The 25,193-nt window shown below is 27.8% G+C and carries 21 protein-coding genes; 15 read left to right on the top strand and 6 right to left on the bottom strand.

Going from position 1 to position 25,193, the window contains the following annotated elements:
* Positions 1 to 10: 10 nt before the first annotated feature.
* From EJJ37_RS20245 to EJJ37_RS11555, 4 genes are all read right to left on the bottom strand, one after another.
* Entirely contained in the window at positions 11 to 169 is a 159-nt protein-coding gene (locus EJJ37_RS20245) for a hypothetical protein (protein ID WP_166484750.1), read from the bottom strand.
* A gap of 93 nt (positions 170 to 262) precedes the next feature.
* Entirely contained in the window at positions 263 to 1,468 is a 1,206-nt protein-coding gene (locus EJJ37_RS11565; protein WP_133015738.1) for a ParB/RepB/Spo0J family partition protein, read from the bottom strand.
* A 101-nt stretch (positions 1,469 to 1,569) separates the two neighbouring features.
* On the bottom strand, positions 1,570 to 2,322 hold the full coding sequence (locus tag EJJ37_RS11560; RefSeq protein WP_133015737.1) for a ParA family protein: 753 nt from the start codon (positions 2,320 to 2,322) through the stop codon (positions 1,570 to 1,572).
* Positions 2,323 to 2,396: 74 nt separating this feature from the next.
* A complete protein-coding gene (locus EJJ37_RS11555; protein WP_243124884.1) occupies positions 2,397 to 2,618 on the bottom strand; it encodes a hypothetical protein in 222 nt (73 codons plus the stop codon).
* A 781-nt stretch (positions 2,619 to 3,399) separates the two neighbouring features.
* On the opposite strand from EJJ37_RS11555, the gene EJJ37_RS11550 reads away from it, so the two are divergent.
* The 5 genes from EJJ37_RS11550 to EJJ37_RS11530 all read left to right on the top strand — a co-directional run bounded on the left by EJJ37_RS11550 (position 3,400) and on the right by EJJ37_RS11530 (position 10,627).
* Positions 3,400 to 4,722, top strand: coding sequence for an IS110 family transposase (locus tag EJJ37_RS11550; RefSeq protein ID WP_166484749.1), 1,323 nt, complete (start codon positions 3,400 to 3,402; stop codon positions 4,720 to 4,722).
* 403 nt (positions 4,723 to 5,125) lie between these two features.
* A complete protein-coding gene (locus tag EJJ37_RS11545) occupies positions 5,126 to 6,142 on the top strand; it encodes a LacI family DNA-binding transcriptional regulator (protein ID WP_133015735.1) in 1,017 nt (338 codons plus the stop codon).
* 257 nt (positions 6,143 to 6,399) lie between these two features.
* Positions 6,400 to 8,058 carry a glycoside hydrolase family 13 protein gene (locus tag EJJ37_RS11540; RefSeq protein ID WP_133015734.1) on the top strand — a complete coding sequence of 553 codons (1,659 nt, stop codon included), beginning with the start codon at positions 6,400 to 6,402 and terminating at the stop codon, positions 8,056 to 8,058.
* A 94-nt stretch (positions 8,059 to 8,152) separates the two neighbouring features.
* Positions 8,153 to 9,820 (top strand): PTS transporter subunit IIBC, encoded by a 1,668-nt coding sequence (locus EJJ37_RS11535; RefSeq protein ID WP_133015787.1) that lies wholly within the window; start codon positions 8,153 to 8,155, stop codon positions 9,818 to 9,820.
* Positions 9,821 to 9,832: 12 nt separating this feature from the next.
* The gene (locus tag EJJ37_RS11530) at positions 9,833 to 10,627 is read left to right on the top strand and encodes an endonuclease/exonuclease/phosphatase family protein (protein ID WP_133015733.1); all 795 of its coding nucleotides are present in this window, start codon (positions 9,833 to 9,835) and stop codon (positions 10,625 to 10,627) included.
* A gap of 104 nt (positions 10,628 to 10,731) precedes the next feature.
* Here the strand turns inward: EJJ37_RS11530 and EJJ37_RS11525 are convergent, their stop codons facing one another.
* A complete protein-coding gene (locus EJJ37_RS11525) occupies positions 10,732 to 10,914 on the bottom strand; it encodes an alpha/beta-type small acid-soluble spore protein (protein ID WP_133015732.1) in 183 nt (60 codons plus the stop codon).
* A gap of 231 nt (positions 10,915 to 11,145) precedes the next feature.
* A complete protein-coding gene (locus EJJ37_RS11520) occupies positions 11,146 to 11,736 on the bottom strand; it encodes an ECF transporter S component (protein ID WP_133015731.1) in 591 nt (196 codons plus the stop codon).
* Positions 11,737 to 11,971: 235 nt separating this feature from the next.
* Between EJJ37_RS11520 and EJJ37_RS11515 the strand changes: the two genes are divergently transcribed.
* The 10 genes from EJJ37_RS11515 (at position 11,972) to yihA (ending at position 25,035) form a co-directional block, all read left to right on the top strand.
* Complete coding sequence (locus EJJ37_RS11515; RefSeq protein ID WP_133015730.1) at positions 11,972 to 12,310, top strand: hypothetical protein; 339 nt, start codon at positions 11,972 to 11,974, stop codon at positions 12,308 to 12,310.
* A gap of 6 nt (positions 12,311 to 12,316) precedes the next feature.
* Entirely contained in the window at positions 12,317 to 13,579 is a 1,263-nt protein-coding gene (locus EJJ37_RS11510) for a TcaA 3rd/4th domain-containing protein (protein ID WP_133015729.1), read from the top strand.
* A gap of 35 nt (positions 13,580 to 13,614) precedes the next feature.
* On the top strand, positions 13,615 to 14,901 hold the full coding sequence (locus tag EJJ37_RS11505; protein WP_133015728.1) for a murein hydrolase activator EnvC family protein: 1,287 nt from the start codon (positions 13,615 to 13,617) through the stop codon (positions 14,899 to 14,901).
* A 402-nt stretch (positions 14,902 to 15,303) separates the two neighbouring features.
* Positions 15,304 to 15,498 carry a hypothetical protein gene (locus EJJ37_RS11500; protein WP_133015727.1) on the top strand — a complete coding sequence of 65 codons (195 nt, stop codon included), beginning with the start codon at positions 15,304 to 15,306 and terminating at the stop codon, positions 15,496 to 15,498.
* A gap of 842 nt (positions 15,499 to 16,340) precedes the next feature.
* Complete coding sequence (gene tig / locus EJJ37_RS11495; protein WP_133015726.1) at positions 16,341 to 17,624, top strand: trigger factor; 1,284 nt, start codon at positions 16,341 to 16,343, stop codon at positions 17,622 to 17,624.
* A gap of 157 nt (positions 17,625 to 17,781) precedes the next feature.
* On the top strand, positions 17,782 to 18,378 hold the full coding sequence (gene clpP / locus EJJ37_RS11490) for an ATP-dependent Clp endopeptidase proteolytic subunit ClpP (protein ID WP_133015725.1): 597 nt from the start codon (positions 17,782 to 17,784) through the stop codon (positions 18,376 to 18,378).
* A gap of 38 nt (positions 18,379 to 18,416) precedes the next feature.
* On the top strand, positions 18,417 to 19,712 hold the full coding sequence (gene clpX, locus EJJ37_RS11485; protein ID WP_133015724.1) for an ATP-dependent protease ATP-binding subunit ClpX: 1,296 nt from the start codon (positions 18,417 to 18,419) through the stop codon (positions 19,710 to 19,712).
* A gap of 154 nt (positions 19,713 to 19,866) precedes the next feature.
* Positions 19,867 to 21,519 carry an ATP-dependent protease LonB gene (lonB, locus tag EJJ37_RS11480; RefSeq protein ID WP_133015723.1) on the top strand — a complete coding sequence of 551 codons (1,653 nt, stop codon included), beginning with the start codon at positions 19,867 to 19,869 and terminating at the stop codon, positions 21,517 to 21,519.
* Between the two features lie 596 nt (positions 21,520 to 22,115).
* Complete coding sequence (lon, locus tag EJJ37_RS11475; RefSeq protein WP_133015722.1) at positions 22,116 to 24,446, top strand: endopeptidase La; 2,331 nt, start codon at positions 22,116 to 22,118, stop codon at positions 24,444 to 24,446.
* Positions 24,436 to 25,035 carry a ribosome biogenesis GTP-binding protein YihA/YsxC gene (gene yihA, locus EJJ37_RS11470; RefSeq protein ID WP_133015721.1) on the top strand — a complete coding sequence of 200 codons (600 nt, stop codon included), beginning with the start codon at positions 24,436 to 24,438 and terminating at the stop codon, positions 25,033 to 25,035. The genes lon and yihA overlap by 11 nt, the downstream gene beginning before the upstream one ends.
* Positions 25,036 to 25,193: the final 158 nt, after the last annotated feature.

Raw genomic sequence — 25,193 nt, 5'->3', positions numbered from 1 at the left:
ACACCAATAATTATTTACTTTGTTTAAACTGTAATTCTAAAGTTCTAATTCCAACACAACAAGCAGAAAGACAAGTTGAAGGGGATAATTTACAAAATTCACATTCGTACCATATATCAGCTTTACCCTTTAATCTTTTAGCTTTTCTTTTCCATCTTTTATTTTTCATTTTGCACCTCGTAATAAATAAAATTTATTTGTATTTTTATTTGATTTTTAATATTTTTTATATTTAGGTGTCCCTAGGGGACACCGTTATTATTTAATTAAATTCATGTGTAAGATTATTTAGTATAGATTTAGCATTATTAACTTTTCTAAGGTCATCTAAAATGTCATCTGAAAAATTAATGTTATTTTTCTTCATTTTATCGTGTTGTCGCATAAGAGCAGTTAAGCTAGAGTAAACATTTCTTAATTCAGTAATTAATTTATAATTTTCTTTAAGTTCTTCTGAATTTTCATCTTTAGCTTTAGTTTTAGCCTTTAATTCTTCCAATTCTTTTTTATAACGTTCTTTTTCTTCATTACTAGCTTTAGCTTGGCTTTTAACTTCTTCAATCATTACTCCATACTTGTTATTAAGTTCTTTCTTTAATTCAAGTCTTAATTGACCTTCAATTTGTTTAATTTCTTCTTGGCTTTTAGCATTATTTTCATTGACTTTAGCTTTAAGCCTAGCATTTTCTTCGATAATAGATTGTCTAGCTTTTAGTTCTTTTTCCTTTTCTTCTTCAATTTCTTTAAGTTGATTTTTTAATGCAATAGCTTCTTTTTTATTAAGTTCTACTTTATCATTTATAATATCTAAGATAACTTTCTGATTATCTTCACTTAAAGCTGAAAATTCACTAGCATTAGCAATTGTTAAGTTACCATTTTCAAGTATTTCTTTTAATTCCGGAATAAGATTGTTATTAATACTTTCATATCTGCTTACTTGTGTTGGTGATAAATTTAAATCATTAGCGATTAAATTTCTAATTTTACCTGGTATAGTTTCGCCATTAGCTTTTTTAGTAGTATATAATTCTTTAAGTCTTTTTACTTGTTGAAGTTTTTCTAAATCTGTTAATTCTCTAGTTTGTGCATTAGCTTGAATTAAGATTATTTCAGCGTCAATGTCATTAGCTTCAATAACTTTACAAGGAACTAAAGCAAATAACTCATTACCTTCTTGTACTAATTTGTTAAGAGCAGTATATCTTCTTTCACCACTAATAAGTTCATATGTACCATTTTCAAGTTGTCTAACTACTAAATTATGATTTAATCCATTCATCTTAATATCCTCGGCTAATTCATCTACATTTACTATTTCATAAAAGTTCTTTTCATTTCTTCTAATATCATTTATATCTATGTATTCAACTTTAAAATTGTTTTTAGCTTCAAGTGTATTAGCCTTTTCTATGTTTTTACTTATTCCGTTTAACATTCCGTCAGTTAATGAAAATTTCTTACTCATATTTAAAACCTACTTTCTTAATTTTTTTTGAATTTAATTTATTATGTATATATGTATTATGTATGTGGGAGGTGTCCCCGGGGGACACCATATTTACTTTTTTAAAAAACTTCTTTACAAAGTTCTTTATAATTAATACTCGCCCTAGCTTTTTTATTACTAAATACTACTGGACATTCTTCAAAGGTACTTTCAACAACTTTTACATTTTGCTTAATAGTAGTATTAAATAATTTATCACCTAATAGATTTTTAAGTTCTTGTTTTATAAGTCTGTTTACAGTAGTGGCACTATCCATTGTTATAAAGCAACCTTTGAAATTAAGGTTAGGATTAAATTCATCTTTCATATTCTCAATACTTTCAAGGAGATATTCAAGACCATCTAAAGCGAATTTATCAATCTTAATAGGAACAAATACTTCATCAGAAGCACATAAAGCATTAACTGTAATCATATTTAAACTTGGGGGACAATCTATTAAACAATAATCATATTCATCATTTAATTTTGAAAGAGCTTTAGCCAATCTATTCTGTTGACTTCTAGTATTATCAACAAGTATATTTCTTTCAGTAAAAGTTAAAGTAATGTTTGCAGGTATTATGTCTATATTTTCAAAATCGGTTTTTTTAATTACTTTATGTATATCTAAATTTTTATCAAGTAAAACATTTGCTACAGATAAATCTTCCATACTATAAGTTTTAAATAATTTTGATAAATTTGATTGAGCATCTAAATCGATAAGTAACACTTTATATCCTTGTTGGCTTAAACAAGCTCCTAAATTTGCAGTTGAAGTAGTTTTAGCAACTCCTCCCTTTATGTTCATAATTGATATTTTTTTCATAGTTAATTCCTTCTTTCTTTAAAATATTTTTATTTGATATGTATTTATATTGTGGTGTCCCCGGGGGACACTCATTAATTGCTTTTAAAAATTTGTATGTATCTAACTTTGCGAGGTATCTTTTGACCTTTAATTGATACTAAATCTTCATGTCCTTTAGAGAAATAAACAATATTAAAATCTTTCAACTCCCTAATATCTTTAATTTTCATATCTCCAAATAGGTCAACTCTAAGTATTGATTTATCAACTATCTTTTTGTCAGTAGCTGATAAGAAAATTTTATAATCTTTCAAAATAATCAAATCCTTTCATTTTAGTAAAACACTCTCGGTTAACACCTTCGGCGTTGTTTGTTTTTTTGTTGAGCCTAAGACTACATATTGGAGTGAGTTGTAAAGGAAAATGGAGTAAAAAATTTTGGCTGCTATGCTTAGATCATGGCCGACAAAAATTTTTATGGAATGGCTTTATAACTTGAACGTAAATATGATAGGCTAGTGCTTCAAAAAAACAAGATGAATTAAAAAGTCCTAAAGGACTTTTATCCTATTTGGTATTTAGAGAACAAATTGTAATTTTAACATATCGTTATATATGGAAATAAAATATTAGTTTGAGAAAAATAGAAAATTTGTACAAGTAAAAAATGTATAATAAAATTTTGTCAAAAATTTAATAGAGATTTAATAGAAAAGTTATATTAATATTTTCTCATAAAATTTTGAAAAAAGGGTGATTTTTATGGAAAAGTATTGAAATAGTATTGAAAAAACAAATAAAAATTGAAATAAATTAATGGATTTTATTGTTAATAACTTGTGGATAAGTTTGTTGATAAGTTGTTGATAACATAAAATTAAATCTTAATATTTTTTTGAAAATACTGAAAAAGTATTGAATTGGTATTGAAAATTTAGGGCGAAAAGTGAGTGAATATCAAGGTTTGAGGGTGATTTGTAGAAGGATAATATTATATTTATAAATTATTTATAATTTATAATATTAGAAAACTAAAGTTAAAATTTTCATATTTATTTAGCAATAAAAATTTAAAAGAAAAAGGGGATGGTCATAGTGGCTAGAGAAAAATCTAAAAAGATATTTATAGGGGTAGATATAGGGAAAGAAATAAATTATATTTCTATAGTATTTTTAGGAGAAGGTACTCCAAGGTATCAATTTGAAATTAAGAATACTTATCATGGATTTAATGAAATGAAAAGCTATATTTATGAAGCTATAGCAAGTGATGGGTTAACATATAATGAGTGTATTTTAGGATTAGAAAGTACAGGTAATTATGGAGTTAATATTGCAAAATATATTGAAAAATTAGGAGTAGATGTAGTTCAAGTGCCTAGTGTAACAGTAAAAAGAATGAAAGATGTTTATAAAGATGTTAAAAATAAGCATGATAAAGGGGATGCTCGAATTATAAGTTATTGCCTAAGAGATAATCATTATGTAGTAATAAAGAAATCAGATACATTACTTAAAGATTTAAAGAAATTAACAAGAAGTTTAAATACCTATAGAGTATCTTTGGCACAAGTTACTAATAGAATGCACAGTTGGTTAGAAGTAGGTAATCAAGTTTTCAAAGTAATAGAGTGGGATTTTCCAAGTACAACAGGAATTAATTTGCTTAAAGTCTATCCATGTGTACATGAAATTAAAGATTTAAGTGTATCAGAGGTTTATGGAAAGTTAAGGGAGTATACCAAATTACCTAATAGAAGAAAAATCGCTTTATATCTTCAAGAAGCAGAAGTTGCAAGAGAATATTGCGAACCTTTAACGGAGTTAAAAAAAGATGAAATTAAAAATTTAATAGAAGAATATGAATTTTTAGAGAAAGTCATAAAAAATTTAGAAACAAGAATAAAAAAATTAGCCTTAGAAATAGAACCCAATATAGAAAAATATTTAGATGGAAAAATAGATGGAATGTCAGATAGTACATTTATATCATTATTAGCAGAAACAAATTTTATGAAAGATTTTAAATCGGCTAGATCACTATTAAATTTTTGTGGATTAACTGTAATTGCTGAATCATCAGGTGGAATGAAGAAGAAACCAGGGATTAGTAAAAGTGGAAGTAGACATGCTAGAAAACATGCTTATGTTCTTACAGATGTCTTTATCAAACATAATAAAGATATTAGAAGATTATATTGTTATTATAAAACATATGAAAGAGAAAATAGTGTTTCTAAAAAGGCTATGTTTTTAGCAACAATAAGTAAAGTTATTAGAGGATTTTATGGAGCAATAAAGAGTAATACTGAATTTAATACAAAAGAGTTATTAAAGGATATTGATTTTGACAAATGCAATAAGAAAAAGTTTAGAGAAGAGATGAAACCATTATCTAAAAGAAAATATAATAAATAATTGCATTTAGGTGAAAAACAATATATAATTTAGATAATATGCTACTCGTACATAAATACATAGAGGCAGTTTTGTGCACTCGGTGAGGGAGAAATAGAGAGAGCTTAACAGATACATGCGGTATATAAGTTATAGTATATAACATACGGTGGAAGAGTAATAGCAGTATCAATATAAAGTTAATGTAAAGCGATTATCTAAATTACAGATAGGGCTTTTACATTAACTTTTTTATTAAAAAAATTTAACATGTAAAAGCCTATTTGTCATGTTTAAAATGGAAAAATGGATTAATCAGGAATATAATGGATTATATTAGGAAGGTTAATTACAAAAAATGAAAGTGAATTTTGAGAAAAACGGAGAAAATTGAAGAAAAGCAGAGAAAGAGGGAAGAGTATTTATGAAGGTAACAATAAAAGATGTAGCAAGAGAAGCAAAAGTGGCAACGTCTACAGTATCAAGAGTTTTAGCTAATAGTAGTAAAATAAGTGAAGAAACAAAAAAGAGAGTTAATGAAGCAATAAAGAAATTAAACTACACTCCAAGCGTTGTGGCAAGAGGGTTAGCTAATAATAAGACCAGGATATTAGCAGTTTTATTACCAGGGGGTGCTGAAGTATCCTTTGAAAATCCATTTTTTGTTCAAGCTATGAAGGGTATTAGTATGTATTCTCAAAAAGAAGATTATTATATAATGTATGCTTTTAATGAAAATAAAAAGGATGATGAAGAATGGATAAAAAAGTTTACTGAAGGTAATCTTGTAGATGGAGTATGTTTATTTAACGTAAAAGACAATGATATAACTATTAATTATTTAAAGAAAAAGGAATTTCCTTTTGTTGTAATAGGTAGACCAGATGAAATTGAGGGAGTTCTATGGGTAGATAATGACAATTTTGCAGCTATGTATAACTTAACTCAAAATATGGTAGACTTAGATAATAAAAAAGTAGCATTCATAGGAGCTAAACCTGAAATGAATGTTTCTAAGGATAGATTAAATGGATACAAGCAAGCATTGTTCAGTAGAAATATAGAGCTAGATAATGAATTAATTATAGAGATGGATGATTTTTCAGAGAAAAATGGTTATTTAGCAGCAAAAAAAATATTAGAAAAAAATAAAGTATCAGCTTTTGTAACAACTGATGATTTGCTTGCTTTTGGGGTGCAAAGAGCTATTAAAGATTTAGGATATGAGGATATATCTATAGTAGGATTTAATAATATACCATTAACTCAATATAAAAATCCACCATTATCATCAGTTGATATTAATTCTGAAAAGTTAGGAATGTATGCTACTAAATTGCTAATTGACAAATTAGAAAATAGAGAAGGCAAGGGATATTATGTCATTGAAACTAAGTTAGTTGAAAGGGAATCATTAATAAAAAAGAAAATACAAATCTAGTGCAACCGATTGCATAATGTGAAGAAAATGAGAGATATTCTAACTTAATTTTAAAATTTGACTAAAAATAGGATAATTTAATTCTTGTAAACAATTTCTTAGGATGTTATAGTAAATTCATAGAACTGGTAACGGTTTAGTAAATTGTAAGATTAATAAATAGACAAGCTAATAATGTAAATATGTACAGTAAATAGTACTGTACATATTATTTAAAGATTTGTGCAACCGATTGCATATAAAAGGGGTGTGTTTTAATGAAACGAATTTGGTGGAAAGAGGCTGTAGGATATCAGATATATCCTAGGAGTTTTAAAGATTCTAATGGTGATGGAATAGGAGATTTAAAGGGGATAACATCTAAATTAGATTATTTAAAAGATTTGGGGATTAATGTAATTTGGATATGTCCTATGTATAAATCACCAAATGATGATAATGGATATGATATAAGTGATTATCAAGATATTATGGATGATTTCGGAACAATGAAGGATTTTGATGAATTATTAGAAGAAGTACATAAGAGAGATATGAAACTTATAATAGATCTGGTAGTAAATCATACTAGTGATGAACATCCATGGTTTATAGAATCTAAGTCATCAAAGAATAATCCAAAGAGAGATTGGTATATTTGGAGAGAAGGCAAGAACGGAATAGAACCTAACAATTGGGAGAGTATTTTTAAAGGATCAGCATGGGAATATGATAAAAATACTGAAGAATATTTTTTACATTTATTCACAAAAAGACAGCCGGATTTAAACTGGGAATGTAAAGAGTTAAGAGAAGCAGTTTATAATATGATAAATTGGTGGTTAGATAAAGGGATTGATGGATTTAGAGTTGATGCAATTAGTCATATTAAAAAAGAAGAAGGATTAACAGATATGAATAATCCAGAAGGGTTAAAATATGTAGAATCTTTTGATAAACATATGAATGTGGAAGGTATACATAAGTATTTGAAAGAGCTAAAAGAGAGGACTTTTGATAACTATGACATTATGACTGTTGGGGAAGCAAATGGAGTAGATGCTGAAGACGCTGATCTTTGGGTTGGAGAAGAGAATGGAAAGTTTAATATGATATTTCAATTTGAACACTTACATCTTTGGGGAGCTGAAAGTGAAAATACATTTAATGTAAAGAATTATAAAAAAGTACTAACTAAATGGCAAAAAGCATTAGATGGTAAGGGATGGAATGCATTGTATATAGAAAATCATGATATTCCTAGAGTAATTTCTACTTGGGGAAATGATAAGGAGTATTTAAGAGAGTGTGCAACAGCATTTGGTCTTATGTATTTTATGCAACAAGGAACACCATTCATATATCAAGGGCAAGAAATTGGAATGACAAATGTTAAGTTTGATTCGATTTATGATTATAACGATGTAAAAGGGATAAATATATATAAGGAAAAATTAGCTGAAGGATTGACTAAAGAAGAGGCATTAAAGTATGTATGGGCAGTATCAAGAGATAATTCTCGTACTCCAATGCAATGGGATGATAGTATTAATTCAGGATTTACTGAAGGAAAGCCTTGGATTAATGTTAATGAAAATTATAAAAATATAAATGTACAAGCACAATTAAAAGACGAAAAGTCAATTTTAAATTTTTATAAAAAGATGATTACAATAAGAAAAGAATATAAAACTCTAATTTATGGTAGTTATGATCTTATATTAGAGGAAGATGAGAAAATTTATGCTTATACAAGAACTATGGGTAATGAAAAATTTATTGTAATAGTAAATTTATCACACGATGAAGCGAAATATAATTATGAAGAAGAATTAAATTACGAAGGATTATTATTAAGTAATTATAATGTGGATAAACATAATGCAATAAAAGAATTTATTTTAAGACCATATGAAGCAAGACTTTATAAACTATAATTTATAAAAATAATAGAAATCGGGTATTTTAAATACTTAAAATAAAAAATATAAATTTAGGAGGTTAATCCTCCTAATGAAAAGGGGAATAAAAATGGGTAAAACAAAGAAAAAGGGCAAATTATTATCTTTCGATTTTTGGCAAAAGTTTGGTAAGGCGTTATTAGTAGTTATTGCTGTTATGCCAGCAGCTGGATTAATGATAACTATAGGAAAACTGCTAGGAATGTATTTTGAGGCAGATATAATACAAGCAGTATCAAGAGTTATGGATAATATAGGTTGGGGAATAATTGGAAACTTACATATATTATTCGCAGTTGCAATAGGTGGTTCATGGGCTAAGGAAAGAGCAGGGGGAGCTTTCGCAGGATTATTATCATTTGTTCTTATTAATCGTATTACAGGTGCGATATTTGGAGTAAGTACTGAAATGTTAGCAGATAGTACTGCAACAGTTAAGTCGTTATTAGGAGCAACATTAACAGTTCCAGATTACTTTACAAGTGTTTTAGGATCTCCTGCCTTAAATATGGGTGTATTTATAGGAATTATTTCAGGTTTCTTAGGTGCAACATTATTTAATAAATATTATAACTATAACAAATTACCACAAGCGTTAAATTTCTTTAATGGAAAAAGATTTGTTCCATTCGTTGTTATTTTATGGTCAACAGTTACTGCTGTTATATTATCTATAATTTGGCCTTTTGCGCAAGGTGCTTTAAATAGCTTTGGTATTTGGCTTGCAAATTCAAAGGATACAGCACCAGTATTAGCACCATTTGTATATGGAGCATTAGAACGTTTATTATTACCATTTGGATTACATCATATGTTAACGATTCCTGTTAATTATACTGAATTAGGTGGAGTTTATACATCCTTAACAGGAGCAGCAGCAGGTACAGTTATTGCAGGTCAAGATCCATTATGGTTTGCTTGGATAACAGATTTAATTAACTTTAAGTCTGCAGGAAACATGGCTGAATATAATAATTTATTAGCAACAGTAACTCCAGCGAGATTTAAAGCTGGACAAGTAATATTATCAACAGCATCATTATTAGGTGTTGCATTAGCTATGTATAAAAATGTAGATGCAGATAAAAAGAAAAAATATAAATCAATGTTTATATCAATTAGTTTAGCTGTATTTTTAACAGGTGTAAGTGAGCCGATAGAATTCTTATTTATGTTTATTTCACCAGTACTTTATGTAATTTATGCAATATTAACAGGACTAGCATTTGCTTTAGCTGATATAATTAATTTAAGAGTTCATGGTTTTGGTGCAATAGAGCTTATAACACGTGTGCCTATGATGATTAATGCTGGATTGCTTGGAGATGTTATTAATTTTGTTATTGCTTGTTTAGCATTCTTTGGAATTAACTTTGGTGTATTTAGTTTCTGTATTAAAAAATTCAAGATTCCAACACCAGGACGTTTAGGGAATTATGATGAGGAAGAGTCAAGTGATTCAACAAAGGAAGCTGCAATAGATAAAGCTACAGCTAATGATGTATTATCTTTAAAAATAATTTCTTTATTAGGTGAAAAAGAAAATATTGAAGATGTTGATGCATGTATGACTCGTTTAAGAGTAACTGTTAAAGATATTGAAAAAGTTGCAGATGAAAAAGAGTGGAAGAAAAATGGAGCATTAGGATTAATATTAAAAGATAGTGGAGTTCAAGCAATCTATGGTCCAAAGGCAGATGTATTAAAATCGAATATTCAAGATATATTAGGAGTTTAGTAGGGGTTTAATATGAAACTTTTAACTTTAAATTGTCATTCGTGGCAAGAAGAAAATCAAGTTGAAAAAATTAAATATTTAGCAAGTGTTATTAAAGAGAAGCAGTATGATGTAGTTACACTTCAAGAGGTAAGTCAAAGTATTGATTCTAACTCTGTTAATTCAATAATTAAAGAAGATAACTTTGCTATGTTATTGATTAAAGAATTAAATAAACTTGATGAGTATAAATATAATTTCATATGGGATTATTCACATATAGGATATGATATATATGAAGAAGGTCTAGCAATACTTACAAAGCATAAAATTAAAGATTCTAAATCTTTCTATATTTCACAAAGCAATGATAAAAGTAATTATAGAAGTAGAAATATAGTAAGTATAACAATTGAGATGAATGATGAACTAATTGATTTTTATAGTTGTCATACAGGTTGGTGGAATGATGATATAGAACCTTTTAAATATCAAGCAGATAAATTATTAGAGAATATATCTAATGAAAGATTATCATTCATTATGGGGGATTTTAATAACAATGCATTAATAAGAAGTGAAGGATATGATTATTTAATAAGTAAGGGATTAATAGACACTTATTGTAATGCTAAAGTAAAAGATTCAGGAATTACTGTTAAGGGAGAAATTGCAGGTTGGGAAGCTCAATCTGAAGATAAAAGATTAGATTTAATATTAACTAATAAAGATATAGAAGTGAAAAAATCTAATGTAATATTTAATGATATAAATAAAGATATAATTTCTGATCATTATGGTGTAGAAGTTTTTATAGAAGAGAAATAAAATAATAATTATTAATAAAATCATACAAGGGTAGAGAGTGTAAATATCAATTTAGATATTCACACTCTCTTATTTTGTTTTATTAACTTATTTTTTTAGTTAGCTTACTTTATTCCTTGTTCGTATTGTTCAACCATTCTCTTAACCATTTCTCCGCCAACGCTTCCGCATTGTTTAGAAGTTAAGTTTCCGTTGTAATCTGTGAAAGGAACTCCCATTTCGCTTGCTACTTCATTCTTAAATTTTGATAATCCGTTTTTTGCTTCTGGTACTAACTTTTGAGCCATAAAAGACCCTCCTTTAAATAAATTAATATTTATGTTTTTTGTAAGTAATTTGTTTTTACTTACACTAGTATTATGTGCAGAGTTAATTTATATAATCTATTAAAAACAAGGGAATAAAGGAAAAAAAGAATATTTTAAGTAGCAAATGGAACTAAATTATAGAATGGTAAAAAGATAAAAAATAATACATACTTAGATAATTATGTATATCTTAGTATGTATTAAATATAATTAGTTTCTTTTAATTTTTAGCATTGTAACAACTATTGGTATTGTTATTAATGCTGACACTATAGCTTCAGGGATTCCGTTAGTTAAGCCAACAGTAAGTAAAGTACCAGCTACGGCGTCTCTTGAGATTTCTCTTGCTTGTGCATATTTATCAAGGTATAAAATATAAGTTAATCCTAATACACCAATTGTATTGGTTAATGTAGCTAAGATTGATGCAATACCGGCACAAACTCCAGTACTTTTAATTTTACTTTTAAGTAGTTTAAATGAATAATATGCTACTATACCAATCAACATCCTTGGGATTAATGCAACTATTGGGTTCCAAAATATAAATGATGTTAATCCAGGAGCTGTAATATTTTGATACATTGAAAATAAGCCAAAAATTAACCCAACAGCTATACCTACAACAGGACCTTCTAATAATGCACCTATAATTACAGGGATATGCATTATAGTAAGGCTGAAGATAGGTAAGCGTATTAGTCCTAAACCGCTTACACCAAGAAAAATAGATATTCCACCTAGTGCACCTATGAGAACGAGTCTTCTAGTTTTAGAGCTAGAATTAGTATTTCTTTTCATTAGTATTTCTCCTCGTATTCTGTAAAATTTATTAAAATAATGTTCAAATTTTAATTTAATATAAAAATATAAATTTTTCAATGGAAAACAAACTATTTATATAAATTTATACAAATAAATAAACATTTTTATTATATTTATTTTAGATTTAGAAATAACTAAAAAAATGTTGAATAGTACGAAATAAATGATATATTATGAGTAGAGTATATTATTTTATGTAAGGAGTAGAAATATGAAGTTATTTACAATTCAAGATTTAATTTTTAATAAAGAGGACTTTTTAGATGATATAAATGAATTTGAGGATTTATTACCTATAATAGAAGAATTACAAAATGAATTAACATATGAAGAGATTGAATGTGTTGGTGAAAATGACTGTTGTGGAAAAAGCAATAAAAATTATATAGTTGAAATTCAAGGCTTTTTAAATCAAGAAGATGAATTTATAACTAAAAAAGAAATTGAGGAAAATCCAGGTTTAGCAAATGGGCAAGTAATGGATTTATTTGTTATTAGATTATATAAATGTGTATCTTGTGGAAAATGGATTATAGATATTTTGGAGTAATACTTTATGAGAAATCTTAAAGAAATAATAAAAGAAGGTTATGAAAATCTTAATTCTAATTTTTTAAGCTTTATCAAAGATATTAAAAACATTAAGGAAATAGGTGTTAAAACGCTATGGGAAAGAAATAGACTTAAATTCCTCATAATGTTTATATATATATTTGCGATTTTTATATTTTTACTTAGTAGTTTTAGTTTATCTAAAGAAGAAGTTTTAAGTAAATTTGAATTAGCTTTAATTAATGGAAATCCTTCTACGTTAGCTCAGTATGTGAAAGTAGAAAATGAAAAAGTATCATCTAAGGAATTGCAACCTTTAATTGATGGATATGATAAAGATAAAGTAAGGATTAAAAAAATAGTCAATGAACTAAGAAAAGTTGGGAAAAGTGGAAACTTTACAGTAGAAAGTAGAAAAGGATTTTTAAAGGAAAAATATTATATTGATATTAATACTATTAATGTTAGTTTTATTACAAATATAAATGGTGTTGATATAGAGTTTTCAAATAAAAGATTTAATTTAATTGATAAAGCTGAGTTTGATGTGATTCCAGGTACATATAAAGTTTTATATACATATAAGACAGAATATGGTGATATAAGTGAAAGTAAAATTGTAAATTTAATGGAAGATGAAACTGTTGAAATAAATGTTGATGGAAGATATATTACATTGTATTCAAATTTTGATGATGCAAAAGTATTTATTAATGACCTTGATACTGGATTAGAAGCTAAAGATGTTAAAAATTATGGACCTCTTCCAAAGGATAAGGATATTAAAATACATCTTGAGAGAGAGTTTCCATGGGGAAAAATTAATAGTGAAGAAGTATTAATAAGTAATGATCAATATATTAAGCTTGATATAAATATGGTAAATGATGAATTGAATAATATGATTGATGAGAAGGTAAATGAATTTTATTTTAGCTCATTTGAAGCATTGAATAGTAAAGATAAAAGTCTTATTTTAGGTGCTACTGAAGAAGTAAAGGATATGGTTTATAACTATATTAATGAGAAAGCTTTTTTACTAAGTAATAATTATGAAATAACTGACTTAAGTGTTGAAATTGAGAAAAGTGATTTTAAATATGAAGATAATATATATAAAGCTAGTTTGGTAACAAGGATTAATTATAGTGTATATAAAAAATTGTTACCTTTTGTTAAAAATTCTAATGAAAGTTCTTTTATTCTAAATTTAGAGTATGAAAATGAAGATTTTATAATTAAAGGAATACAGAAAATAGATATATAAAGATTAATAACTAATGATAAAATGTGGGGGATAAAATGAATAATAGAAAAAAGATTATATATACAGTACTTATCTGCATATTAGTAAACAATACTTATGCATTTGCAACTAAAAAAGATTCTATAAAAGAAGAAATAGAAAGTAATAAAAACAAAATTGAAAATCTTCAAGAAGAAAAAGAAAATTTAAATAGTCAGATTGAAGAGGAGAAAAATCAACTAACAGGATTAGAAGCTGATATACAGGAAAAAGAAAGTGAACTTTATGAGCTTCAAAAAGAAATTAGTGAATATCAAAAACAAATAGATGAGATACAGTCGGATATAAATGACTTAAATTATGCTATTACAGAAAGTAAAAATCAAATTGAAATAAAGAAAAAATATATTGAAGAGTTAAAAGAGGAGCAAGAGAAAATTCAAGAGTTGTTAGATGATAGAATAAGAGGTATTTACAAACTTGATTTATCAAAGCAATATATTTATATGATTCTTAAAAGTAAGAATATATTGGAGCTTTTTCAGAATTTATCAAATATCTCTAGAATAATTACTTTTGATAAAGGGTTAATAGATAAATCTATACAAAGTCAAGAACGTATAGCTGTTGAAATTAGTGAAATAAATTTAAAGATAAAAGAACAAGAGGAAAAGCAAATTGCTATAAAAGAAAAACAAGAAGAAATAGTTAGTGCAAAAAACAGCGTTGTGGCTATACAAAATAAAGAGGAAGAGAAAAGAAAAGAACTTTTAGCTCTTCAAAATGAAAAACTGAATAGTATTGCATCTTTAGAAAATAATAGCAATTCTATAAATAATCAAATAGAAGAATTAGAATCACATAATAGTGAGTTAGAAGCTGAGTTAGATAGAATAATTAATAGTGTTGCTGGTGGTACAGGTAATAATGACAAGTTAGAGACTTTACCTAATGAAAGTGGATTCCTACGCCCAGTTCCAGGGGTAATAACTAGCTATTATGGCTATAGAGTTAATCCTGTTACAGGTGAATATAAATTGCACAAAGGAATAGATTATGCAGGAAATTATGGGGATCCAATTAAGGCTTCAAAAAGTGGAGTAGTTGAATATTCAGGATGGATAAGTGGATATGGTAATACTATAATTTTGGGACACGGAAATGGAGTTCAGACATTATACCCTCATGCTCAGACTTTAAATGTTTCTTATGGTGATACTGTTTCACAAGGAGATATAATTGCAACTGTAGGTTCAACTGGAAATAGTACAGGCCCTCATCTACATTTTGAAATAAGGATTAATGGAGAAGCTGTAGATCCTTTAAATTATATACCTTATTAGATTTTTATAATTAGTATATAAAAAAGGGTTATGTGAAAACATAGCCCTTTTGTATAATAAAGTTTAAGTAAGACAATAATATTGAGGAAGGTTTAAGTTATATTTCTTGTAAATAAAAAACCTGTGCTAAGCACAGGTTTAAGGGATTACAATCACTTAAGAAAGGGAATAAGTGATTGTGTGGGGTTTTATTAAAACTCCATAATTATATTTAATTATAGAGCGGTATGGGCTGTTTAAGAGTATTTATAAATTAAATACTATATAAATATTATACAATAGTATTTAATAAAATCAAATAATTTTTACAAAAAAAGTTGAAAAAATTTTTTTTATGTATAAATTTAGAAGAAAAGTTGTATATAATAATGTTAATATATGGGTGAAAAGGAGGAAAATAAAATGTTTTATAGGGAAGATATTCTTAAGGATAAGCCTGATTATGAAGCGTATAGTGAAAATGAAGTTAAATTAACTATAGAAGAAATGAGAGATTTAGGTATGTTAAAGTGTGGAGGGTGTTGTAGTACTAAAGGTAATAGTAACAAAAAGTGCAATGGATGCAACAAGGTAAAAAAATGTTGTAAATCAAGATAATGGATTGTCGAATAATAAGTTAGAAAAGAATGGAAAATTTATAAATAGTAAAAATGTATAAATAAGTAAATAAATGTTTATTGGCTAATTCTTATATGTTAAAATTATAGTTGTAAATAAGATTTTTCTGTAGGGGAGGTGCAGTGTGGCTAAGGTAAGTATATTTAGTAGGAATTATGAGAAAGTCATGAGGAAGAGAAAAAAAGAAGAAATATAATAATTTTAAAACAGAAGGCATATATGTATCAATTGATGATTACATTTTAACTTTAAAGACTATAAAAAATAATGATGATTTAGAAATAGTTGATATTAAAGCGGATAAAGATTTAATATCAATTGACATTAATAAAGATAAAGTTTTAATTATAAACAGTGACTAGAAAATTTATTTGATTAATACTAAAAAATATTATAGATTTAACATTAAGTGAATATATATCACAAAATGGGGAAAGTATTTCTAAAAGTGAAATATTAAATAATAATTCAAATTATCTTTGGTATAGTCAAGAGAAAATAGTTAATGATGAGCAAATAGCATATGTTACTAATATTCCTAAATTAGAGGGCGAGTTAAAATAGTTTGTTTCACTAGTTATTTAATAATAATAATATACATAATATCAATGAAGATTTAAAAGTAGATTATATTAAGTTATCTAAAAATCAAGATAATGGCTTAAAGGTTGAAATTGATGGCAATATTATGTATATTACTAATGAAGGGCAAATTATTAAGTAATTTTGTGAACAAACATTTGTAAAAAATAGCTTAAATGTGTTATAATAAGCTAGTTGTATTAATCAAACAAGAGATACTTTTTTAGGAGGAATATACAATGGAAGCTAAAATGGAAAAAATCGATGTAAATATCGTTAAGTTTGAAGTGAAGGTTGAAGCAGAAAAATTTGATGCAGCTTTAACAAGAGCGTATAAGAAAAATGTTAAGAATTTCAATGTTCCAGGATTCAGAAAAGGAAAAGTTCCTATGAATGTGGTTAAAAAATATTATGGAATAGAAGTTCTTTTAGAGGATGCTGTTAACTTTGCAATAGAAGGATCATACAGTGAAGTATTAAAAGAAAATAATATAGTACCAGTAGACTATCCAAAGATAGATGTAGTTGAAGTTGGAGAAGGTAAAGACTTTGTTTATACTGCAGAAGTTACTGTTTATCCAGAAGTTGAATTAGGTGAATACAAAGGATTATCAATAGAAAAGAAAACATATGAAGTAACTGAAGAAGAAGTTTCAAAGAAGCTTAAAGAAATGCAAGAAAAGAATGCTAGAGTTGAAGCTAAAGAAGAAGGAACAGTTGAAAATGGAAACATAGCTGTTATTGACTTCAAAGGATATGTTGATGGAGAAGCATTCCAAGGTGGAGAAGGAAAAGACTACTCTTTAGAAATTGGATCAAAAACTTTCATTGATACATTTGAAGAACAATTAGTTGGAGCTAAAGTAAATGATACAGTAGAAGTTAATGTTACTTTCCCAGAAAACTATGGAAAAGAAGAGTTAAATGGAAAGCCAGCTAAATTTGAAGTTACTATAAAAGAAATAAAAGTTAAAGAATTACCAGAATTAGATGATGAATTTGCTAAAGAAACATCTGAGTTTGATACTATAGCTGATTTAAAAGCTGATGTAACTAAAAAATTAGAAGAAGCTAATGCTGAAAGATCAGAAAGAGAATTTGAAGAAGCTGTTATTACTGCTGTAGCTGGAAATGCAAAGGTTGAAATTCCAGAAGTTATGGTAGAAAAAGAAGTAGATAAAATGGTTCAAAACTTACAACAAAGATTACAATATCAAGGTTTAACTTTAGAACAATACTTCCAATTCACAGGAACTGATGAAGAAAAGATGAGAGAATACATGAGAACTAATGCTCAAACTAAAGTAAAAGTAGACTTAGTTTTAGAAGCTATAGAAAAAGCTGAAAATGTTGAAGCTACTGAAGAAGAAATAAGAGCAAAAGCTGTAGAAGTTGCTAAGATGTATGCTGCATCTGAAGATGAAAAAATGGTTGATTTATTAATGCAAAGCCAACAAGCTGCATTAAGAGCTGACGTTATTACAAATAAAACAATGAAATTATTACTTGAAAATAATAAATAGTCTTATATTAATTGCCAGAAGAAATTCTGGCAATTATTAAAATATTTCTTTAACAAAATAAAGTAAAATTTATATAATTTTAATATAATTACTTTTGATTAGTTGGATATATTATAAAGTAAGAAGGGTTTTAAAGAGAAAAGGAGGGAATGCAAAAATGAGCAATTATATTCCATATGTTGTAGAACAAACAGGAAGAGGAGAAAGGTCTTACGATATATTTTCAAGACTTTTAAAAGACAGAATTATAATGCTTAGTGGTGAAGTTAACGATGTTACTGCTAATTTAGTAGTAGCTCAATTATTATTTTTAGAGAGTGAAGATCCTGATAAAGATATTTATCTTTACATAAATAGTCCAGGTGGTTCAATTACTTCTGGAATGGCTATTTATGACACTATGCAATATATAAAATGTGATGTAAGTACAATTTGTATTGGTATGGCCGCTTCTATGGGAGCATTCTTATTATCAAGTGGAGCTCCAGGAAAGAGATTCGCGCTTCCAAATAGTGAAATAATGATTCACCAACCATTAGGAGGATTCCAAGGTCAGGCTACTGATATTGATATTCATGCTAGAAGAATATTAAAGATAAAAGAAACTTTAACTAGAACAATGGCAGAATCTACTAATGGAAAAGTTGATTATGAAACTATGGTTCAAATGTGTGAAAGAGATAATTTCATGAGTGCAGATGAAGCATTAAATATTGGATTAATCGACGAAGTTATTGTTAAGAATAAAAAATAATTAATTTTTGGCAGGATAAGCCAAAGTGAGGTGATGTTATGGCTAAATTTGAAGATAAAAAGCAATTAAAGTGTTCATTTTGTGGTAAAAATCAAGATCAAGTAAAAAGATTAATTGCCGGACCTGGCGTATATATATGTGATGAGTGTATAGATTTGTGTTCTGACATAATTCAAGATGAATTTGAAGATAATGTAGAATTAGATACTACAGCATTACCAAAACCAACAGAAATTAAAGCATATTTAGATCAATATGTAATTGGGCAAGATAGAGCAAAAAAGGCATTATCAGTTGCTGTTTACAATCATTATAAAAGAGTTAAAGCTAATATGATAGATGATGATATAGAGCTTCAAAAAAGTAATATATTATTATTAGGACCAACTGGATCAGGTAAAACTTTATTAGCTCAAACCCTAGCTAAGTTTTTAAATGTTCCATTTGCAATAGCTGATGCAACAACTTTAACAGAAGCAGGATACGTAGGTGAAGATGTTGAAAATATTTTACTTAAACTAATCCAAAATGCTGATTATGATGTTGAAAAGGCAGAAAAAGGTATAATTTATATTGATGAGATTGATAAAATTGCTAGAAAGTCTGAGAATCCATCTATAACTAGAGATGTTTCTGGTGAAGGGGTTCAACAAGCGTTATTAAAAATTTTAGAAGGAACAACAGCTTCTGTACCACCACAAGGTGGAAGAAAGCATCCGCATCAAGAGTTTATTCAAATTAATACTTCAAATATATTATTTATTTGTGGTGGAGCTTTTGATGGTATAGAAAAAATAATCCAAAAGAGAACAAGAGTAAGCACAATGGGATTTGGAGCTGAAATTCAATCTAAGGAAACTAAAGATGTTGGTGAAGCTTTAAAGAATATTCTTCCAGAAGATTTATTAAAGTTTGGATTAATACCAGAGTTTGTAGGAAGATTACCAATGGTAGTTTCTTTAGAATCTTTAGACCAGGATGCTTTAATTAACATTTTAAGTCAACCTAAAAATGCATTAGTTAAACAATATAATAAATTATTTGAAATTGACAATGTAGAATTAGAGTTTACTGAAGATGCACTTAAAGCTATTGCAGATGAAGCTATCGCAAGAAAAACTGGAGCTAGAGGATTAAGAGCAATTGTGGAAGATATAATGATTGATGTTATGTTTGATGTTCCATCAGATGAAAATATAAGCAAAGTCATTATTACAGAAGCAACAATTAAGTCTAAGCAATTACCTGAATTAGTAAGATTAGGTGAAAATGAAGTTAGACCGGCTTTAAAATCTAAAAAAACTAAAAAAAGAAAAGGTATGGAAACGGCATAATAAAACACCTCTAGATTTCTAGAGGTGTTTTTACTTTTTTAATTATTAGCAATATTAGAAAAAATTATAATTAATTACTACTAATTATGGAATAATACAACTATTAAAGGTTAATAATACAAATAGAATTTATAAAAGTGGAGGATAGAACTTTATGAGTGAGATAATGATAATTCTACAATTTATAATGATGATTCTATTTATAATATATCTATTTAATAGTAATAAAGCGAATCATTCTAGAACAGTAGTAGTAGATAAAGAAAATAAGAAGGAAATGGAAAAGCTTCTTAAAATGAGAAGAGTAAAGTTAACAGAACCTTTAACGGAGAAAAGTAGACCTATTAATTTTGAAGATATTATAGGGCAAGAGGAAGGAATAAAAGCATTAAAAGCAGCTATATGTGGTCCTAATCCTCAACATGTTATTATTTATGGGCCGCCTGGAATAGGGAAAACAGCTGCAGCTAGATTGGTGCTAGAAGAAGCTAAAAAGAGGGAAAAATCACCCTTTAAAAGAGATGCTAAATTTGTTGAAATTGATGCTACAACTATAAGATTTGATGAAAGAGGTATAGCTGATCCTTTGATAGGTTCAGTTCATGATCCTATTTATCAAGGAGCTGGAGCATTAGGAGTTGCAGGTATACCACAGCCTAAACCAGGAGCTGTAACAAAGGCTCATGGTGGGATATTATTTATAGATGAAATAGGTGAATTGCATCCTATAGAAATGAATAAGTTGTTAAAGGTACTAGAAGATAGAAAAGTGTTTTTGGATAGTTCATATTATAGCTCAGAAGATCCTAATATGCCTACTTTTATAAAGGAGATATTTGATAATGGATTACCAGCAGATTTTAGGCTTATAGGTGCAACAACTAGAAGTCCCGAAGAAATTATTCCTGCTATAAGATCTAGATGTGTAGAGGTGTTTTTTAGGGGATTACAAACTGATGAAATAAGAGAGATAGGAAGTAGGGCTATAGAACGTGTTGGATTAAAGAGTACAGATAAAGGGTTAGATATTATTAGTAGACATTGCTCTAATGGTAGAGAAGTAGTTAATTTGGTTCAGTTATGTGCAGGAATTGCTATTAACGAAGATAGAGAAAATATTACTGAGGATGATATAAAATGGGTTATTGAAAATGGCCAATATACAGAAATACCTGATATAAGAGTTCCAGAAAAACCTCAGATTGGAGTGGTTAATGGATTAGCTGTTCATGGAGCTAATATAGGAATGTTAATGGAGATTGAAGCTACAGCTAAAAAGGTATTAAATAGAAGTGGAGAATTGAAAATTTCAGGTATTATTGAAGAAGAAGAGATTACTATGAGTAATAGAAAAATTAAGAGAAAAAGTACTGCATATTCTTCAATACAAAATGTGTTAACAGCTTTAAATAATATCTTTGATTTAAAATGTGAACAATATGATATTCATATAAATATACCAGGGGGAATCCCTGTAGATGGTCCATCTGCTGGAATAGCAATTGCTAGCGCCGTATATAGCGCTATAGTAAGAAAGCCCATTGATAGTAAAATTGCAATGACTGGAGAAATAAGCCTTTTAGGTACTGTTAATCCTATTGGGGGAGTTAATGCTAAGATATTAGCAGCTAAAAAGGCAGGAGCAACAAGAGTACTAATTCCAGAATCAAATTGGAATGACAGCTTTTCCGAATATGATGGAATATCAATAATTAAAGTTAAACATATTAAAGAAGTGTTAGATTTATGTATAATAGATCCTATAAGTTCTAAAATAGATATTTTATCAGCTAAAGGAAAAGAATAATTGAATAATATTGCGCACCACATGGAAGCGAAAAAATAAATATTTCATTTTTCTTTTTACATGTGTTTGCTTATAACACAGCACCTTATAGTTAATGTTTTGTGCTATAAATTATTCTGATATGATAGTTATATTTTAAATTAAATGTATTTTATTAAAGTTAAAGTATTTCTAATTAATAATTTTTAAATTTAAGTATAGCAGAAGTTGTTAACTCTTAAGGTGGTTACACAGGAAATTGTATTCTTTAGCTTAAAAGCTAGTGATAGAGAAAAATTAATGATATTATCGGAAGGAATATTGTAATTAAGTTTTAGAATTTAATTGTTTTTGGAAGAGAAAGTCCGTTAAGAAGCTGAGGTAAACGATAGTGAACTTCGAAGCTTTAGGACTTTTTCTGGAAAAAATAATATAAATTCTTAACGAAAATTACACTAATTCATGGAGGTAATATCATTAATTTTCGGCATCACGGCACTTAAGCTTTAACGGACAATTTAGTTAGTTTTCGGATAAAGTTGAAAAAAATAATATTTATGTGTATAATAGAAAAGTTAAATGTATTAATAAGATGATATTTAGAATGGAGGGGGAAAATGAATACAGATTCAATTTTATTGCCGTTAATTCCTCTTAGGGGTATTACTATTTTTCCCAATATGATTATACATTTTGATATTGGTAGAGAAAAGTCTATTGCTTCTCTTGAAGAAGCAATGTTACAAGAGGGTAAAATATTTTTAGTTACTCAAAAGGATCCAGAAGTTGAGTTACCAACTGAAAAAGAGGACATGTACTCAATAGGAACCATATGTAAAATAAAGCAAATACTTAAACTTCCAAAAGGAACTACGAGAGTTTTAGTTGAAGGTATAGAGAGGGCTAGATTATTAGAGTTTGAAGAAAAAGATAATCATTTAAGAGGTGTTATTGAAAAAATAGCAGAATCTGAAAAAAATGTTGAAACTAATGAAGATTTAGCCTTTAGAAATCAGCTTGGCAAAGCCTTTGCAGCATATATACATGCAACAGAAGGTGACAATAGTAAAGTTCTTCAAATGATGGATCAGGAAAAGAATTTAGGAAAAGTTACAGATTTAATTGCTGCTTATATACAATTAGAGGATGAAAAGAAGCAGTTGATATTAGAAACTATTGATGTTCATGATAGAATAGAAAAATTACTTGTTTTTATTGATGAGGAAATACAGATAGTTGAAATAGAAAAAGAGATAGGTAACAAAGTAAAGACTAAGCTTGATAGAAGTAATAAGGAATATTTCTTGAGAGAACAAATTAAAGCTATTCAAGAAGAACTTGGAGAAGATGAAGAAAAGAGAGAAATAAATAAATATACTAATGATTTAAAGAAGCTTAAAATGCCAAAAGAAGTAAGAGAAAAGGCAGAGTATGAGCTATCAAGATTAAAATCATCTAATTCTAGTGATGGAAATAATATTAGAAATTATTTAGATTGGATAGTTGCATTACCTTGGAATAAGTCTACTAAAGATTCTTTTGATATAGAAAAAGCTTCAATTATACTTGATGAAGAACATTATGGATTAGAAGAAGTAAAAGAAAGAATTCTAGAGTATTTAGCAGTAAAGCAATATACAAAATCTCTAAAGGGACCTATTTTATGCTTGGTGGGGCCTCCAGGGGTAGGTAAGAGTTCTATTGCTAAATCAGTAGCTAAGTCACTAAATAAAAAATTTGTGAGAATTTCCTTAGGAGGAATTCGTGATGAAGCTGAAATAAGAGGTCATAGAAGAACTTATATTGGTGCAATGCCAGGAAGATTAGTTTATGCTTTAAAGGAAGCTAAAGTAAACAATCCATTGATTTTATTAGATGAAATTGATAAATTAAGTGCAGACTATAAAGGTAATCCAGCAGATGCTTTATTAGAAGTTTTAGATCAAAATCAAAATAAAACATTTAGAGATGCCTATATGGAAGTTCCTATTGATTTATCTAATGTTCTTTTCATTACTACTGCTAACTCATTAGATACTATTCCTAGAGCATTACTTGATAGAATGGAAATAATTCAGGTTTCAGGGTATACTTATGAAGAAAAGTTCCATATTGCTAAAAATCATTTGATTAAGAGGGCTATGGAAGAATATGGTGTTGATGAAAAAACAATAAAAATTTCAGATAATACTATAAAAGAAATAGTAAATGGATATACTAGAGAATCTGGTGTTAGAACTTTAGAAAGACAAATTAACAAGGTAATTAGAAAAGCTATTACTGAATTAATTAAGAGTAAAAAGAAGAGTCTAACAGTTTCATCAAATAAGCTAGAGAAATATATAGGTCCAGTTGTATTTGAGTTTGGAAATGATGATAAAAAAGACAAGATTGGAGTTGTTACTGGTCTTGCTTGGACAGCATATGGTGGAGATACATTGCCAGTAGAAGTAGCTGTTATGAAGGGAAATGGTAAACTTGAATTAACAGGTCAATTAGGATCAGTAATGCAAGAATCGGCTAAAGCTGCTTATAGTTATGTAAGAGCTAATAGTGATAAATATGACATAGCAGCTGATTTCTATAAGAAAAATGATATTCATATTCATGTACCAGAAGGAGCAGTTCCAAAGGATGGTCCTTCGGCAGGAGTAACATTAGTTACAGCTTTAGTATCTGCTTTATCTAAAAGAGAAGTAAAAGGAAATATAGCTATGACTGGAGAAGTTACTTTAACAGGAAGAGTATTAGCTATTGGTGGTGTTAAAGAAAAGTGTTTAGCTGCGCATAGAATAGGTATTGATACTATTATTTTACCAAAAGAAAATAAAAAGAATGTAGATGAAATACCATCATCAATTAAAGGGAAATTAAATTTAATATTTGCTGATAATGTTGAAGAGGTATTACAAAATGCATTAATCGGAGTTGATAAAAGTGATAATTAAAAAATCAGAGTTTATTATATCTGCTGTCAAGAGAAATCAATATCCAATAGACGGTAGAAATGAAATTGCTTTCGTTGGAAGATCTAACGTAGGTAAGAGTTCTATAATAAACGCTTTAACAAACAGAAGAAAACTTGCTAAGGTATCTCAAACGCCTGGTAAGACAAGATTAATAAACTTTTTCTTGATAAATGATGATTTTTACTTAGTTGATTTACCTGGATATGGATATGCTAAGGTCTCTAAAAAAGAAAAAGAAAGTTGGGGAAAAACCATAGAGATGTATCTGACAGATAGGGAGGAGTTAAAAAGAGTTATACTATTAGTTGACTCAAGACACAAACCTACAGCAGATGATATTATGATGTATGAATGGATTAAACATTTTGATTATGATTGTATAGTAATAGCAACAAAGAGTGATAAGCTTTCAAATAATGAGCTTGCTAAAAGTAGAAAATTAATAAAGGAAACATTAGGACTTGGAAGTACTGATAAGTTTTATTTCTTCTCATCTTTAAATAAAAAAGGAAAAGATGAGTTAATAAATAATATATTTGAAGATTTATCAGAAGAAGCTAAAAATTAGTGAAATAGCTACCCGAAAATGGGTAGCTATTTTATTTGTATTTAGAATACCACAGGTTCGACCTGTGGTTCCGGAAAGCTTCTAGCGGTGAGTAGAAATAAAAAAACCTCCGTTGTAAAATTATAGTAGGTTTGCCGACCACAACTATAATACAAGGA

Source organism: Clostridium cuniculi, assembly GCF_004353185.1.
Classification (GTDB): Bacteria; Bacillota; Clostridia; order Clostridiales; family Clostridiaceae; genus Clostridium; species Clostridium cuniculi.
This window is presented reverse-complemented; position numbering and strand designations above follow the sequence as displayed.

Coding starts and splice junctions, on each gene's coding strand:
- EJJ37_RS11530 (WP_133015733.1), top strand. CDS start 9,833: ATGAAACTTTTAACTTTAAATTGTCATTCGTGGCAAGAAGAAAATCAA.
- clpX (WP_133015724.1), top strand. CDS start 18,417: ATGGCTAAATTTGAAGATAAAAAGCAATTAAAGTGTTCATTTTGTGGT.
- EJJ37_RS11565 (WP_133015738.1), bottom strand. CDS start 1,468: ATGAGTAAGAAATTTTCATTAACTGACGGAATGTTAAACGGAATAAGT.
- EJJ37_RS20245 (WP_166484750.1), bottom strand. CDS start 169: ATGAAAAATAAAAGATGGAAAAGAAAAGCTAAAAGATTAAAGGGTAAA.
- EJJ37_RS11525 (WP_133015732.1), bottom strand. CDS start 10,914: ATGGCTCAAAAGTTAGTACCAGAAGCAAAAAACGGATTATCAAAATTT.
- EJJ37_RS11500 (WP_133015727.1), top strand. CDS start 15,304: ATGTTTTATAGGGAAGATATTCTTAAGGATAAGCCTGATTATGAAGCG.
- EJJ37_RS11505 (WP_133015728.1), top strand. CDS start 13,615: ATGAATAATAGAAAAAAGATTATATATACAGTACTTATCTGCATATTA.
- tig (WP_133015726.1), top strand. CDS start 16,341: ATGGAAGCTAAAATGGAAAAAATCGATGTAAATATCGTTAAGTTTGAA.
- EJJ37_RS11545 (WP_133015735.1), top strand. CDS start 5,126: ATGAAGGTAACAATAAAAGATGTAGCAAGAGAAGCAAAAGTGGCAACG.
- clpP (WP_133015725.1), top strand. CDS start 17,782: ATGAGCAATTATATTCCATATGTTGTAGAACAAACAGGAAGAGGAGAA.
- EJJ37_RS11560 (WP_133015737.1), bottom strand. CDS start 2,322: ATGAAAAAAATATCAATTATGAACATAAAGGGAGGAGTTGCTAAAACT.
- EJJ37_RS11515 (WP_133015730.1), top strand. CDS start 11,972: ATGAAGTTATTTACAATTCAAGATTTAATTTTTAATAAAGAGGACTTT.
- lon (WP_133015722.1), top strand. CDS start 22,116: ATGAATACAGATTCAATTTTATTGCCGTTAATTCCTCTTAGGGGTATT.
- EJJ37_RS11535 (WP_133015787.1), top strand. CDS start 8,153: ATGGGTAAAACAAAGAAAAAGGGCAAATTATTATCTTTCGATTTTTGG.
- EJJ37_RS11510 (WP_133015729.1), top strand. CDS start 12,317: ATGAGAAATCTTAAAGAAATAATAAAAGAAGGTTATGAAAATCTTAAT.
- EJJ37_RS11540 (WP_133015734.1), top strand. CDS start 6,400: ATGAAACGAATTTGGTGGAAAGAGGCTGTAGGATATCAGATATATCCT.
- lonB (WP_133015723.1), top strand. CDS start 19,867: ATGAGTGAGATAATGATAATTCTACAATTTATAATGATGATTCTATTT.
- EJJ37_RS11520 (WP_133015731.1), bottom strand. CDS start 11,736: ATGAAAAGAAATACTAATTCTAGCTCTAAAACTAGAAGACTCGTTCTC.